Below are 13,395 nucleotides of genomic sequence, written 5' to 3'. Positions count from 1 at the left end.
TCGACCGGCCGCGTCGGGCCGCCCGGGGCACGAAAGAACTTCCTTCGCCGCCACCCTACGGCCCCGGTGGGCTTACCGATCGGGCCGGTGGAGGTGGCGACCGAGCGCGACGGCCTGATGGGTGTGGGCCGCCGCGGAAAAATCCGCCACCCAAACCGCAGCCGTACGCGGCGGCCACGTCGGCATACTTGGCCGCGGCCGCCCGGCACTCCGCGCTGGCCAACCCGTTTCCGGGTGCGCCGACTTCGGCCGACCCGGTCGACCTGGCAGGCCATTCCCTCCGGCGGTCCCGAGGGCGCTCGCCTCGCTACGTAGGTGTTGCCGCGGGCCTCGAACGTCATCGGGTACGCGAGCTGCCCGCGGTACGTCGACACCGTCACCGCGCAGACTGTTCTGCGGGGCTGGCGGCTCGGCCCTCGGCCCCGGGCCCGGCGGTGGCCGCGCAGGGTCTGCTCCGTTGAGGATCTGGTCGAGGTCCGGTCGCCAGGGATCAAGGGTGCCGCCCGTACCCGCCGCTACATCGAGGGCAGGCGATGGCGAGGGCGAGGCGCGATCGCCGCGGTCCCGGTGACCGTGGCCTATCCGTTCTCCGGTTCCGCGACCGCGCACCGCGTCCAGTTCGACGACGGCCCGGCCGTGTGGGCAATGTGCGGCGGCGACGCGGCGGAGGCGTCCTGGTCCTGATACCGCCTCCCGAGGATCTCGGTCATGGTCGCCGCCGACCTGCTGGACGTGGCGGGCGACCTCGCGTTCGCGGCTGAAGCGATCGACGCTGATCCTGGCGTTGCGTCCGGGTCGGGGGCGGCGGGTCACTGCGCGCACGCCAGCAGCTGCGCAGCGAGCTCGCGCACCCGCTGCGCCGCGAGGGGGACGGCCGCGGCCACCTTCCCGCTCAGCGTCTCCTCGAAGTCCTCGCAGGTCTGGGGTTGGCAGCCGACGACGAGGACGTGCTCGGGCAGGACCCCGGCGGCTCGGGCGAGACGCAGAATGCGCGAGGGTTCGACGAGGTGTAGGTCCGACAGCTGCGCGCGCCACTGCTCGAAGGTGGGGCTCGCGACGTCGGGGACCTGTGGAACCAGAACGAACACGGTGCCAGGTTCGGCGGCGCGCTCGACGGCGTCGACGATGACCAGGCCCTGGTAGGCGCCCATCATCAGCTGATGGACGATGCCCAGCCCGCCGATCCCGGTCTCGACGAGGTCCGCTGCCGGCGGCAGCGTGCCGAGCAGCGCGGCGGCGACGGCGACGCCGAAGCCGTCGTCGCCCCGCAGCACGTTGCCGACACAGGCGACGAGCACGCGTCGGTCCGCATCATCACCGGCAGCTGGGGCGGCCATAGCTCTGCGACCCGCAGCCGTGCCCCGACGCGCAGCCGCCCTGCGCCTGTTCCGCCGGTCCGCTGCGGTTCAGCGCCGACAGGGGTATCAGCACGGGTGCGGGCCGCTGTCGCGGCGCGGCCTGCGGCGGGGGTGCTGTGAGGTCCATCCGGACGAACTCCGGAAGTTCCGCGCGCAGCGCCTCCTCGACCAGGCCGCGCAGCGTCGCGGCGGGTTCGGAGCGCGGCTCGGCCGCGCCGAGCAGCCGGATGGTCACCACGCCGTCCTCGGCCGCGACGACCTCGATCCGGCCGCCGTGCGCCTCGACGAGAGGCCGGACGCGTGCGACGACGTCCTCGGCCCGGGACCGCTCATCGTCGTCATCGTCGTCGTCGCGCCCGTAGAGGTCGAACAGCAGTGCGACCTGCGGGTCGGCCAGCGCCTCGGCGCGCAGCCCCCGCGCTTCGAGCAGGGCGGCGAGGCGCCGCAGCGCGCCGCGGTGCAGCACGTCCACGGTGCGCAGCACCTCGACGAACAGGTCTTGGGTAGTGGCGTCGGGGTGATTCTCGAAGGCCCGGACGAGGTCGTCGAGGCGGTGCACGGCGGCGGCGACCTCGGGTGGCAGCGGGCCGGGCTCGGCGCTCACGGGGACTCCCCGCTGCCGTGTGACCACCAGGCCCAGCCGATCGCATCGAGCGGCTGGAGCCCGCGCGGCATTGCGGCTACCAGCGCCGCGGTCAACGAGTAGAGCTGGGTGCCGAGCAGCAGCTGCGCGATGCCGGACAGGCCGAGCCCGAGTGCGAAGGGTCCGGGGTCGGCGAAGCCGACGTCGGGGAGCGTGCTGAGGAGGCCGAGCAGCGGCAGCAGGATCCCGGCGAGAACGAACAGGACCAGGCCGAACAACGCTCCCTTGACGAGCGCGCCGCGGAAGGTGAACCGGTTGCCGGGGGTCAGCGGCCATAGCAGCGCCAGCGCCAGCGGCAGGACGAACACCCCGAGAACAACGAACACCGCGTGCCCCGCGCCGAAGACCGTCGCCGGGTCGCGGGAGAAGACGCTGCCGATCAGCTGGGGCAGGTCGATCACCGGGGCCCCGAGCGCGGCCGCGAGCCGCAGCAGCGCGGTGAGGAGCACGGTGCCGGTGAACCCGCCGAGCAGCGCGACCGGGAACAGCGACGGGTGCGGCTTGTACAGCAGGGGGGCGTCCATCGGCGTGCCTCCTCACCGTCCGGTGGCCGGGACGTGTGCCGGCGCCAGGGCCTCCCGGCGCACCAGCTCGACGGCCCGGGGCAGCAGCGCCTGCGTGCGGGCGCTGAGCCCGTCCCCGGTGCTGCCCGGGAGCGGCTCGAGCTCGACGGCGACGACGTCGTCGGGCAGGGCGCCGAAGTGGCGGCCGATCACGAGCAGGTGGTCGAGGTCGACGACCCCGGCGGCCGCCTCGTACAGCCGCGCCTGTACCTGCTCGGCGTCGGGTGCCGCCGCGTCGCACCGCACCCGGTACAGCCGTCCCGGCGCCCGGCCCCGCTCGGTGACCGCGATCAGCACGACCCGCTGGTAGGGCGGGTCGGCGGCGGCGAGGTCGAGCGCCACGTGCAGCGCGCCGTAGCCGAGGTCCTCGACCTCGACGCCGGGCGGCCAGTCCAGCTCCGCGAGCGCGTCGCCGGCGAGCAGCCCGAAGGAGCGGTCGCCGAACCACCGGTAGCCGACCCCGCCGATCAGCACCCGCCCCATCATTCCGCCCCGCAGGCGCATGTCGTCGCATCCCGGATGATCATGTTGTCGCCGTTGGCGACGTGCACGGTGCACGGCATGCACGGGTCGAACGACCGGATGGCGCGGAAGATGTCGATCCCGGTGAACTCCGCGCCGGAGTCGAACTCCTCTAGGATCGGGGTGTTCATCACCGCTTCCTCGTAGGGCCCGGGCTGCCCGAAAGGGTCCGCCGGTGAGGCGTTGAAGGTCGACGGCGTGACGACCTGGTAGTTGGTCAGCACTCCCTTGTCCATCACCAGGTGGTGGGTGAGGAAGCCCCGCCCGGCACCCCAGAATCCCACGCCGACCCGCTCGTCGCGGGGCACCCGGAACTCCGTCGTCGTGGCGATCTTGTTCTCGCCCTGCCCCATCAGGTCGAAGGCGAGCTGCACGTTCTCGTAGCCGACCAGCAGCGAGTAGACGATGTGGTAGGCGCGGGCCCGGTTGCGCTCGAACGCGTTCCACGTGGCGGGGATCTTCCACTCCAGCTCCATCGCCGGCAGTGCCCCGGTCTGCGGGACGGCCATCTTGACGCTGGTGCCGGTGGCCTCCAGGAAGCGGGTGTGCGGCATCTTGGCTGCGGCCGCGGTGGTCCACAGCCGCGCGTAGGCGCCGGCCTCGATCACCCGGCGGTCCCAGCGCGGCGCGGTGCTCCACGTGTAGCGGTCCTTCCAGCTCCGCTTGTCGGAGCGGGGTTTGGTCTCCTTGTTCCACGGGTGGTTCGGCGAGATCGGGTTCCCGGCCGGGTCGGTGCGGTAGCGCACCCCGTCGTTCTCCCAGCCCTCGTAGTAGGAATGCTCGACGAACTCCTCCATGCCGATGTTGATGTGGTGCAGGTTGGTGGTCACCAGCTCGCCGTCCAGGACCACGCCGGGCGTGGCCCACCGCCGCTCACCCCACTGCGCGGCGCCGGCATAGGTGCCGTCGTAGGCGAACGGGTCGTCCCACATCCCGGCGTCGATGAGGTTCTTCGCCCGGGTGCCGACCTGCTGGTAGCGCGGGTCGGCGTCGTAGAAGAACTGGGTGATGTCCTCCCAGATGAACACCCCGCGCTTGGCGTAGTCCATCGTCCGGACGATCCGCAGCAGCGTCTCGTTGAGCACCTCCAGCGACACCGTCGTCGACAGCCCACCCGGCACGACGGTCTGCGGGTGCGGATACTTGCCGTAGAGAATCGAGTAGGCCTCCTTCGCCGGCCGGGTCATCTGCAGGCCCTCGAGGTAGAGCTTGCCGGTCAGCGGATTGAACGCCGTCATGAGCTCGGCCATGGTGCGAAAGCCGTGGACGTCGCCGTGGCGTGTCTCGGTCTTCTTCGCCCGCTCCCACAGCGACGGGTTGGTGCGCTCGACGACGACTTGGGAGTAGTCGGGCCCGGCGAGCAGGTAGAGGTGCACCGGGTTGTCGACCTGGAAGTCCAGCGCGAGCTGAATGTTGCGCAGCGCCCCGCCCATCGGGGGCACCCCGATTCCGAACGCCATCTCCATCGCCAGCGACGAGGCCACCGAGTGCACGCCGCCGCAGACCCCGCACACCCGGCTGGAGATGAACATCGCGTCCCGCGGGTCGCGACCCTTGAGGATCACCTCGTAGCCGCGGAACAGCGTGCCGATCGTGTGCGCCTCGTGCACGGTGCGCTGCTCGAGGTCGACCACGCAGTGGAACGCCAGCGCGCCCGCGACCCGGGTCACCGGGTCAAGGTTGACGTCCTTGACGTGCCCGTTGCTCGCCAAGAGCTGCTCGACCTGCGAGCGGTCGAGGTCGCGGCGCTGGTAGGCGTACGGGTCGGCCACCCCGTCCCTGAGCCGGGCGTTGCCCTGGGCGTCGAACTCGATCGGCAGGTTCTGAAAGCACATGGTCGCGCCTACTCCTGGTCGTCGTGGACGGGCGTGTCGAAGCCGTCCGCCTGCGGGGTGAGCCCCGGGCGCTGGTAGGTGCCGCGCTTGCGGGCCTCCTGCGCCCTGCGGTCGGGCAGCCACTGCGCGTAGTGCTTGCCGTAGGCCGCCTCCGGCGGGACGACATAGCCGCTGGCGTATTTCTCCTCGTCCTTCTCGTGACGGCCCGGCAGCTCGGAGCGGAAGTACTGCAGCCGGGCGTAGAAGTATTCGAAGACCCGGTGGAAGATCGTGACGTTGTCGTACTCGGGGGCCCAGCCGCTTGTGGCGTTGCTCTTCCAGCGCGGCTCGCGGTTGCGTTCCAGCTGGCTGGTGCGGCGCAGCGGCTTGACGAACGTGCCGTGCAACCGCGACAGGGTGGTCGCCGGGGTGGTCTGCGGGGGGCGCTTGTAGAACGGGGTGAACTTGTCCGGGAAGCCCGGTGACATGCAGCCGATGCACGCTCCGCCGGCCACCATGCAGCCGCCCTTGCCGTTGATGAACCCGCGCTCGGTGATGTGACAGTTCACCACCGGCCCCCAGCAGCCGATCTCGGCCAGGCACTCCTTGCCGCCGAACTCCCGGGCGAAGTTGCCCTCCTCGTACCACGCCCCGCGCGGGCAGCGCATGTGCACGGTGTCGCCGAACTGCCACGCCGGGCGGCCCAGCTCGTCGAAGTCCGGCAGCGGGCCCTGACCGTTCATGTAGCGCAGCAGCAGGGTCACCGTCTCGGTGAAGTCGTCCCCGATCGGCGGGCACCCCGGCACGTTGATCACGGGGAACCCCAGCGCGCTGCGGTAGTCCTTGCCGAGGAAGTCCATCATGCTCATCGCGCCGGTCGGGTTGCCCAGCGAGGCCGGGATCCCACCCCAGGTCGCGCACGTGCCGATCGCGATGGTGACCGCGGCGCCCGGGGCTAGCCGGCGCACCCACTCGGGGGTGGACCGGCGCTGGCGCTGCTCGGCCGGCGCCCACAACGGCAGCGACCCCTTCGCGGCGAACGGCTCGGCGCCGACGGTGAGGTTCTCGTCGGTGATCGACCCCTCGTAGACCAGGATGTACGGAGCGTCGAGGGAGCCTTCCTCGGCCCGCCTCATCGTGTAGGTGAAGTGGTCGCCGGACTCCATCTCGAACTGGTAGTGGTGCAGCACCATCACCGGGACGCCGGGCAGCGCGCCGGTCAGCAGCTCCTCGATCGTCGGCTCGGTTGCGCCGATCGTGGAGACGGTGCAGCCGTCGCAGCTCATCCCGGGCAGCCAGAAGACGTAGACCTTCTTCAGCGGGCCGAGGGTGTCGGCGCGCCCGCCCGTCTCGAGCAGCCGCTGGTGCAGCTCGGCGCTGTGCGCGCCGGCGATGTTGCCCAGCTGGTCCGGTAGGGAGCGGCTGATCTCACCGTCGAGCGGCAGGTCCACCCGCGCGCTCATCGGCATCGAGATGAGGTTCTCGTCCATCCGGGTTCTCCTAGCCGCGCTGTGGGTCGGGGTCGTCGAGCGGCCGCGCCGCCGCCTCGAGGGCATCGAGCGCCTCACCCAGTGAGACCGCCAGGACATCGCCTCTGCGACGCAGATCCTTCGTCTGGTGCTCCACCGCGCGCAGCCCCACCGTCGTCTTCTCCATCCAGTGCCGGATGCTCTGCAGCGACTTCACCACCAGCAGCAACCCGACGAGGACGACGCCGAGCAGAGCCCACGCGGCGAGCACCGACAAGGTGGTGAGCAGGGCGGTCACGGCGTCTGCCCGCCCACGCCCGGTGACACCGAGCTGACCCGCGCCCGGGGGGCATCGGTGTTCGCAGGCAGCCCGCGAATCGCCTGCGCCAGCGCGCCCGCGAGGACCTCGAGCCGGGCCAGCGCCTCGTCGTCACCGACGTTGTCCGCCAGGTGTCTCGCGGCGTCGCGCGTCATCTCCGCGAGCCGACGGGTGTTCTTCAACACCCGTAGTGCGACGAAGACGAGCTTCACGATGAGCACGAGCAGCAGCCAGGACACCACCAGGCCCACCCACCCGACGACGTCCACGACCGCCGCCCTACCCGCGGCCTGCGGGAAGCTCGCGCGCGGCCGCCGCTGTGGCCCGCTGCACGCGCTGCAGCCGCCCGGAAAGCCGGGTCGCTCCCTCGTCGACGGCCTCGAGCGTCGCGGCCGTGTCGGCCAGAAACGTCCGGATCTCGGTCAGGAAGACCACGATCGCGACGAGACCGGCGACCAGGGTCACCGCGAGCACCGCCGCCGTCCCGACGACCAGCATCAACATCTAGAAACTCCTGTCGTCGTCCGGCTCGGGCCTGCCCAGCCAGCCCTGCACCTTCTGCCGCGCCGCGGTCAGTGGCGTCGCGGCCGCCTCGCCGGGGGCGTCACGCGCGGCCGCGCGCGCCGCGTCCCGGATGGCCACCAGGTCCCGGTTCGTCTGCTCGAGCGCCCACAGCCCCACGGTGTTCTGCGCGATCTGCTTGGCCGCCGTGTGCGTTCGCGCCGCGTGCCGGTCGATCTGCCGCAGCGCGTTGATCACCAGCCCGAGCAGCAGCGCGACGACCACGACCACAACCGACCCGGCGGCGAGCACGAGCCACCACAGAGTCTCACCCGCCAATGAAGAAGCCGATCGCATCCGATCACCCCTCGGTCATCCAGCAACACCCCCTACGGCGTGTGCGGTCCGCTCAGAACGCGATGTCGGTGCCGCCGCCGGAGTGGAACAGGCCGTAGAGGATGCCGGTGAGCACGCCGAAGGTCAGGTGGCCGACCAGTGATGTCGCGACGTCGGGGGCTCCGTAGTTGCGGTAGGCGAAGCCTTGCTTACCGACCTCGCCGGTCTCCGGGTCGAGCGAGGGAATCACCTTCACGACAGGGCCGGCGAGCGCGTAGTGGATGACGGCGCCGAGCAGGCCCCACAGCCACAGGTTGCCCTCGACTCCGAGAAGGCGGAAGAAGACGGCGTAGCCGATGGCGATGACGGCGGCGAGCAGCTCGTGGAACAGGAACCCTGCGAAGTAGCCGCCGGGGCCACGCATGCCGAGCAGGATGCCCCAGGTCCGGAAGATGTTCTGCTTGATTCGCAGACCGAGGGCCTTCTGCAGGTAGACCGGACCCTCCATGACGGCGCCGGCGATCAGCCCGGCGAGCACCGCGGGCCAGACTGCGATGGGGATCATCTCGTCCTCCTTGTGTCTGCAGCGCGACGCTGGCCGACCGGATCCGGCCCGGCACTGCTGCTTGCGGGGTGCGACCTCGAAAAGGCAGGTGTCACGGCGGGACCGGACCCGCGAGAGGCGGCTGTTGACGGTTCCGGTGGCGGCGGCGCGTGCCGGCGCACCTGCTGACGCAGGAAGACCTGACGGCCCGGTGTCGTTGCCCACGGGTTGGGGCATTCGTGGTGATGGTTGCGTCGCATGAAGGGTGCGGTGATTCCGGATTGGGTGGGCGCGACGTCGAGAAGGTGTTCGCCGCGTTGGGGGATTCGACCCGGCTGAAGTTGCTGCGCTACGTGCTGCACGAGGAGCACTCCGTCTCGCGGTGTACCGAGTACGTCGGGCTCAGCCAGGGCGCGGTGTCCAAGCAGTTGACCGCGCTGGCCAGGGCCGGCGTACTGGTCCGCCGCCGCGCCAACCGCCGCACCTACTACCGCGTCGCCGAGCCCGAGGTTCTCGAACGGATGCTCGCCGACGCCGAGTCCTTCCTGCCGCGCACACCCGAGTAGGGCTTCGCCATCGGCGCATCCGGGGTTCGGGCCGCCGGGCGACACGCCGACCGCTTCCGGGTTGCGCGGCTGCTGCCCGGGGATCGGCCTGCGCCCCGTCCGGGCAGCTGTCGCCCGACTGGTCCTGGCCGGCCGATGGTCGTTGGCCGCTCCCGGTGGCTGCGGGCGTGGTCGGATGCCGTCTCGAGCGCAACACTGCCCCGGTGGCCCTCCAGCTGCACCGGCGGGCTCGCGGCCGACCCGCATGACGGCGCCGGTTACGACGGCAGCGCGTACGGCGAGCCGGGTCATGCGGCACCTCGCTCAAGTGATCGGCTAGGTACCCGATACCCGATATTCCGGTTGGGGAAACCGTGAGTCATTCCTGTTTCGGAAACTGTAAGGATCGGTCTTCCTTGCTGCGTGCGGTCACCGCAGGCGCACGGCAGCACCCGACGAGGGCGCCGATCGACAGGTGACCGACGAGGAAGTTTTTCAAGGTGCCCTGGTCAGCGGAGGCTCCACCTGGGATTGCGCGGCCTGTCGGGACGGCGGTTGCGCATGCGCGCATCGCCCACCTTGCTCACCCGGCTCGCCGCTTGGTGACATTGATCGCCACGGGCGGCGCCCTCGGCCGGCCCGCGGCGGCCTTGGACCCCGCCGGGTTCACCGTCCCTGTAGGAGCACGGCGTAGAGGGTCAGGCCCGGACCGAAGGCCAGCGCTACGCCGTAGTGGCCCGGTCGCGGGCGGCCGGCGGCGCGTAGCGCGTCGAGCACGAGCAGCACGGTGGCGGAGGAGCAGTTGCCGTGCTCGGCCAGGATCTGTCGAGACGCGTCCAGCGCGTCGGCCGGAAGTGCCAGCCGGTCGGCCACGGTGTCCAGGATTCGCAGGCCGCCGGGGTGCACTGCCCAGGCGTCCACATCGGACGGTGTCAGGCCGTGTCGAGCGAGCAGCTCGACGATCATCGGGGCGACGTGACGGGCGAGCACGTCGGGAACCCGCGGTGAGAGCCCCATCCGGAAGCCGAGGTCCGGTGACGTCCCAAGTCATGTGATCGGCGGTGGCCGGATCGGTCAGCGCCGCCACCTCCACCACCCGCAGCCCGCTCCGGGCGGGCGGGACACCGGGCTGCACGACGACGGCGGCGGCGGCGTCGCCGAACAGAGCGTGCGCCACCACTTGGTCCACCTCGCGGGTCGGGCGCTGCACGTGCAGCGAGGTCAGCTCCAGGCACAGCAGCACTGCCGGGCGGCCCCGGGCCACCACGAAGTCGACGACCGCGCCGAGACCAGGGATCGCGGCATAGCAGCCCATATGCCCGACCAGCAGCCGTTGCACAGCGGCCGACATCCCGAGATCTGCGGCCACCCGGATGTCCAGCCCCGGAGTGGAGTATCCGGTGCAGGACGCCACCGCGAACAAGCCCACGTCCTCCGCGGCCATCCCCGCGTCGGCCAGGGCCGCCGTGACCGCGTCCTTGCCCAACGCCGGCGCTTCCGCCGCGTACCGTCGCATCCGAGTGCCGGTCGACCAGCCCGACGCGTCCTCGAGCAGCGGGCTCACTACCGCGTGACGGTGTCGTACCTCGGCGGCGCGGAAGACGCGCCTCGCCACCGGGCTGCCCGCGAAGTGCCCGGCGAAGAACTCGTTCCACAGGACGTCCTGGTCGAGTTCGCCTGGCACTGCCTTGCCCATCCCGGTGAGATAGCCGCCACGGCTCACCATTGGGACACCGCCGGATTCCGGCCCGGATCATCGTCCAGCCTCACCAGACCGAGCCCCCCAGTGCGCAGGTCGGCGTCGGGCAGCTGTAGCACTATGCAGCGGGCGCAACGGAAGATCGGCGGCAGCGGGTGATCCCGTTGACCCGCGTTCTTCTGAACGCGCCGGGCGACCGTCGCCGCCCTACAGACGGGTGGTTGTACTCTGCCGGATCGTGGCGCACCCGCCTCGGGCACGGCCTCGCCCGCAGTGCGGCGCGCAGTGCTGACGTCTTCGCCCGCGGCCACCGCGTCATGCTGACATACAGCGCCCCGTAGGGCATGCCAGCGTCCGCGATCGCCTGCGCTGGTGCATCCGAAGCACCAGGAACCGATGAATCCGGTGAACGCGGCCGCCCGTGGCATGCGCCCCTCGCTGCCGTCGCGGTGGCCCCGGTGCTGCTCCCGGCGGTGCTGATCGTGGCTGGCGGTGCCGGACGTCCCATGGCCGCCGGAACGAGCCACAGGACGTGGACAGACTTCATGTTCGTCCACGCCCGTCAAGCCGGGGTATTCCTGATCGGTCTTGTGTCGCCCGGCATCGGGTAGCCGCGGAAAGGATCAGCGAGCTTGCTCGGCCCGGTGTCCCGAGTTCTCGGAGCTCCCCTACCACGAGGCCGAGCTGCGTCTGGGTGAGGAGGACCGATGCTCAACGGCGGAATGCAGCCGAAGGTGCCCGCAACGAAGATCGCCGATGGGACCGGTGGATCTGTGCGCTGCCCGTCGTGCCCGCCCTTGAATCTGCTGCCCGCGGCCTCGCCCTCCGTGCCGCGCTCTGATCGACGCGGCGACGTGACGACGGCCGTGGAGCTGCCCATGTCCCGACCCCTCGCAGATCACGTCGTCGTGCTCACGCGCGTCGTCGGGCATCGGGCGGGCCACGGACGGCCGCCCGTTTCGGTGCCCGAGGCGCGGCTGCGGCCCGACCCGCAGGTGGAGCTGGCACGACCGGCGCTCCCTCGACAATCGACATGAGTCGCGCTGGCGATTCGTGGAATCGAGGCGCGGCCCGGCAGGCGTCCCGGCCGGAGCGGATATGGCCTAAGGACAAACTCGACGACGCGCAGCGCGTCGCGACCGACAGGAGGAGACGGCATGGGTGACCTCGGTAACGACCGGGACTCGTCGTCGGTGGGGAGCGCCACTGGCGCCGGCGACGACCGGCAGCTGCAGGAGTACAACTACGAGCATTTCCGGCCCAAGCATCTGCTGGCCGACCTCTGGCGGTCGGCGCGCGGTGAGGGGTTGCAGCCCGGCGAGGCGGCGCCGGACTTCGAGCTGGAATCGACCGATGGGAAGCGGATCCGGCTGAGCAGCTTGCGCGGGCGTCTGGTGTTCCTGCACTTCGGCAGCGGCACTTGACCGATCACTGCCGGCGCAGTTGCGCCCGTGAAGCAACTCCACGAGTGGTACGGCGACAGGATCACCTTCCTCGACGTGGTCATCCGCCAGGCCCACCCCGGCGAGAAGCGCGGCCGCTACCTCGACTATGGCGACAAGCTCGAGTCGGCACGGGAGTACCAGCGGTTGGAGGGCATCGACTGGCCGGTGCTCGTCGACGACTACGCCGGCACCGTGCACCGGCAGTACAGCAAGGAGATGGCCGACCCGTCGTTCCTCATCGACGCCGAGGGCAAGGTCGCGTTCTACGGCATGTGGACCCACGCTCCGGCGCTGAAACGGGCCTTCGACGAGCTGCTCGCGCGCGGCGGCACCGGCGCGCCGGTCGCCGGGGGCATCGACCGGATGCCGCACATGCTCGCCTCGATCGTCGACGGCTACCGCGGCCCCGCGCGAGGTGGGCGGCGGGCGGTCCGCGAGCTCGACACCGCGGGCCTCGGCATCGGCACCCTGAGCCGGCTGGGCAGCCGGGCGAAGCCCGTCCTCGGGCCGATCGCGCTGCGGGCCGAGCCCATGCGCCCGGCGGCGAAGACCGCGCTCATGACCGGGCTCCTCGGCGCCGCGGTCGCGACCCGCCGAGCAGGAGCCCGCCGACGAGCAGGAGGACCACGGCGCTGAACGCGGGCGCTCGAGCGCCCGGACAGGCTTCTGGGATGCGCTACAGGGCCGCGCCGGCCGGCAGGTCGACGTGCAGCAGGGCGTAGAGGGTCCCGGCGACCAGCCCGAACCACAAGTGGCCGAGAAGGAAGCTGACGACGTCTCGGCGACCGTAGTGCCGGTAGAACACCCCGGGTGCCGCCGTCGCGTGGGGCATCTCGGGGTGCAGGTCGGGCCAGGCCCCGACGACGATGCCGCCGAGCAGCCCGTGCAAGGCGCCGGCGAAGACACCCCACCATGCCAGGTGATCGTTGTGCGCGACGGCCGCGAAGAACGTGGCGTACAGCAGCACGATCGCGATGGCGAGCGCCCCGTGGCCGAGCCAGCCGACGAGTCGGCGGTAACGCCGCGGGGCGCGGAGGATCGCGCCGGCCTCGTCGAAGATGTCCTGTTTGACGTCCAGGCCCGCCGCGCGCTGCAGGTAGGTTGGCGCTTCCATCAGTTGCGCGGCGACGAGCGCGGCGACCGCCGCGGCTACCGGGTCGATGCTCATGGGCAGGCACTTCCAGCTCGCGGCAGGCCGGTCAGGCCGGACCGGGGCTGCATCCGGCCCGCCATCCTGTACAAGATCGGCTCACTCAGCCGGCGTTGCTCGGATCCCACGATGGTCGGCGTCAGGATCTTGGTCCTCTCCTCGTGGCTCTCGAACTGCTTGCTCCGTTGACTGCAATTCCGGCCGGCTGAAATGCCAGCGCGGTCGAACGCGACGGGTAGAGATTCGCGACCTCCTCGCGACGCCGGCCCAGCTTCTCCCGACGCTTCCCGCTCGTGGGCCGCTCGCCCCACGGCATCTTGCTGATGAGCAGCCTGGGCACGTTCACGAACACCTCACCGTGTAAGCATTCAGCCCGATCTTGAGCGTGACCTCGTGTCGGGGTCAGTGTGCTCTTGGCGGCAGTGGCGTGTCGATCACGAATGATCGGCTGGTCTGCGGTGTGATCTTGGGGTGTCCGAGCCGGAGG

General features: G+C 71.1%; 16 protein-coding genes and 1 pseudogene. 3 read left to right on the top strand and 14 right to left on the bottom strand.

Going from position 1 to position 13,395, the window contains the following annotated elements; genetic code table 11:
* Nucleotides 1-315: 315 nt before the first annotated feature.
* Nucleotides 316-684 carry a hypothetical protein gene (locus tag KME75_RS17980; protein ID WP_219415997.1) on the top strand — a complete coding sequence of 123 codons (369 nt, stop codon included), beginning with the start codon at nucleotides 316-318 and terminating at the stop codon, nucleotides 682-684.
* A 125-nt stretch (nucleotides 685-809) separates the two neighbouring features.
* Here KME75_RS17980 and KME75_RS17975 read toward each other — a convergent pair whose 3' ends face one another.
* The 11 genes from KME75_RS17975 to KME75_RS17925 form a co-directional block, all read right to left on the bottom strand.
* Nucleotides 810-1,298, bottom strand: coding sequence for a hydrogenase maturation protease (locus KME75_RS17975; RefSeq protein ID WP_219415996.1), 489 nt, complete (start codon nucleotides 1,296-1,298; stop codon nucleotides 810-812).
* Between the two features lie 16 nt (nucleotides 1,299-1,314).
* Entirely contained in the window at nucleotides 1,315-1,962 is a 648-nt protein-coding gene (locus KME75_RS45975; RefSeq protein WP_219415995.1) for a NifU family protein, read from the bottom strand.
* Nucleotides 1,959-2,525, bottom strand: a complete 567-nt coding sequence (locus KME75_RS17965; RefSeq protein WP_219415994.1) for a DUF6789 family protein — start codon at nucleotides 2,523-2,525, stop codon at nucleotides 1,959-1,961. The genes KME75_RS45975 and KME75_RS17965 overlap by 4 nt, the downstream gene beginning before the upstream one ends.
* 12 nt (nucleotides 2,526-2,537) lie before the next feature.
* Entirely contained in the window at nucleotides 2,538-3,068 is a 531-nt protein-coding gene (locus tag KME75_RS17960; protein WP_219415993.1) for a hydrogenase maturation protease, read from the bottom strand.
* Nucleotides 3,047-4,921 carry a nickel-dependent hydrogenase large subunit gene (locus tag KME75_RS17955; RefSeq protein ID WP_219415992.1) on the bottom strand — a complete coding sequence of 625 codons (1,875 nt, stop codon included), beginning with the start codon at nucleotides 4,919-4,921 and terminating at the stop codon, nucleotides 3,047-3,049. The genes KME75_RS17960 and KME75_RS17955 overlap by 22 nt, the downstream gene beginning before the upstream one ends.
* An 8-nt stretch (nucleotides 4,922-4,929) precedes the next feature.
* Nucleotides 4,930-6,390: an NADH-quinone oxidoreductase subunit B family protein gene (locus KME75_RS17950; RefSeq protein ID WP_219415991.1), complete on the bottom strand. Its 1,461-nt coding sequence runs from the start codon at nucleotides 6,388-6,390 to the stop codon at nucleotides 4,930-4,932.
* 10 nt (nucleotides 6,391-6,400) lie between these two features.
* Nucleotides 6,401-6,667, bottom strand: a complete 267-nt coding sequence (locus KME75_RS17945) for a hypothetical protein (RefSeq protein ID WP_219415990.1) — start codon at nucleotides 6,665-6,667, stop codon at nucleotides 6,401-6,403.
* Nucleotides 6,664-6,957, bottom strand: coding sequence for a hypothetical protein (locus KME75_RS17940; RefSeq protein ID WP_219415989.1), 294 nt, complete (start codon nucleotides 6,955-6,957; stop codon nucleotides 6,664-6,666). Before KME75_RS17940 ends, KME75_RS17945 begins: the two co-directional genes overlap by 4 nt.
* 10 nt (nucleotides 6,958-6,967) lie before the next feature.
* Nucleotides 6,968-7,192, bottom strand: a complete 225-nt coding sequence (locus KME75_RS17935; protein ID WP_219415988.1) for a hypothetical protein — start codon at nucleotides 7,190-7,192, stop codon at nucleotides 6,968-6,970.
* Nucleotides 7,193-7,528, bottom strand: a complete 336-nt coding sequence (locus KME75_RS17930; protein ID WP_219415987.1) for a hypothetical protein — start codon at nucleotides 7,526-7,528, stop codon at nucleotides 7,193-7,195.
* 70 nt (nucleotides 7,529-7,598) lie between these two features.
* Entirely contained in the window at nucleotides 7,599-8,090 is a 492-nt protein-coding gene (locus KME75_RS17925) for a hypothetical protein (RefSeq protein ID WP_219415986.1), read from the bottom strand.
* A 260-nt stretch (nucleotides 8,091-8,350) separates the two neighbouring features.
* On the opposite strand from KME75_RS17925, the gene KME75_RS17920 reads away from it, so the two are divergent.
* The gene (locus KME75_RS17920) at nucleotides 8,351-8,635 is read left to right on the top strand and encodes an ArsR/SmtB family transcription factor (RefSeq protein ID WP_219415985.1); all 285 of its coding nucleotides are present in this window, start codon (nucleotides 8,351-8,353) and stop codon (nucleotides 8,633-8,635) included.
* Between the two features lie 645 nt (nucleotides 8,636-9,280).
* On the opposite strand, the gene KME75_RS45970 is transcribed toward KME75_RS17920, so the two are convergent.
* The gene (locus KME75_RS45970; protein WP_308282868.1) at nucleotides 9,281-9,631 is read right to left on the bottom strand and encodes a 3-oxoacyl-[acyl-carrier-protein] synthase III C-terminal domain-containing protein; all 351 of its coding nucleotides are present in this window, start codon (nucleotides 9,629-9,631) and stop codon (nucleotides 9,281-9,283) included.
* A 175-nt stretch (nucleotides 9,632-9,806) separates the two neighbouring features.
* Nucleotides 9,807-10,130, bottom strand: a pseudogene (locus KME75_RS45965) (type III polyketide synthase); the annotation flags it as partial.
* Nucleotides 10,131-11,470: 1,340 nt separating this feature from the next.
* On the opposite strand from KME75_RS45965, the gene KME75_RS17905 reads away from it, so the two are divergent.
* Nucleotides 11,471-12,394: a peroxiredoxin family protein gene (locus KME75_RS17905; protein WP_281424572.1), complete on the top strand. Its 924-nt coding sequence runs from the start codon at nucleotides 11,471-11,473 to the stop codon at nucleotides 12,392-12,394.
* Nucleotides 12,395-12,434: 40 nt separating this feature from the next.
* Here the strand turns inward: KME75_RS17905 and KME75_RS17900 are convergent, their stop codons facing one another.
* Entirely contained in the window at nucleotides 12,435-12,926 is a 492-nt protein-coding gene (locus KME75_RS17900; protein WP_219415982.1) for a hypothetical protein, read from the bottom strand.
* Nucleotides 12,927-13,395 lie beyond the last annotated feature (469 nt).

This window comes from Pseudonocardia nigra (assembly GCF_019396355.1).
GTDB lineage: Bacteria > Actinomycetota > Actinomycetes > Mycobacteriales > Pseudonocardiaceae > Pseudonocardia > Pseudonocardia nigra.
This window is presented reverse-complemented; position numbering and strand designations above follow the sequence as displayed.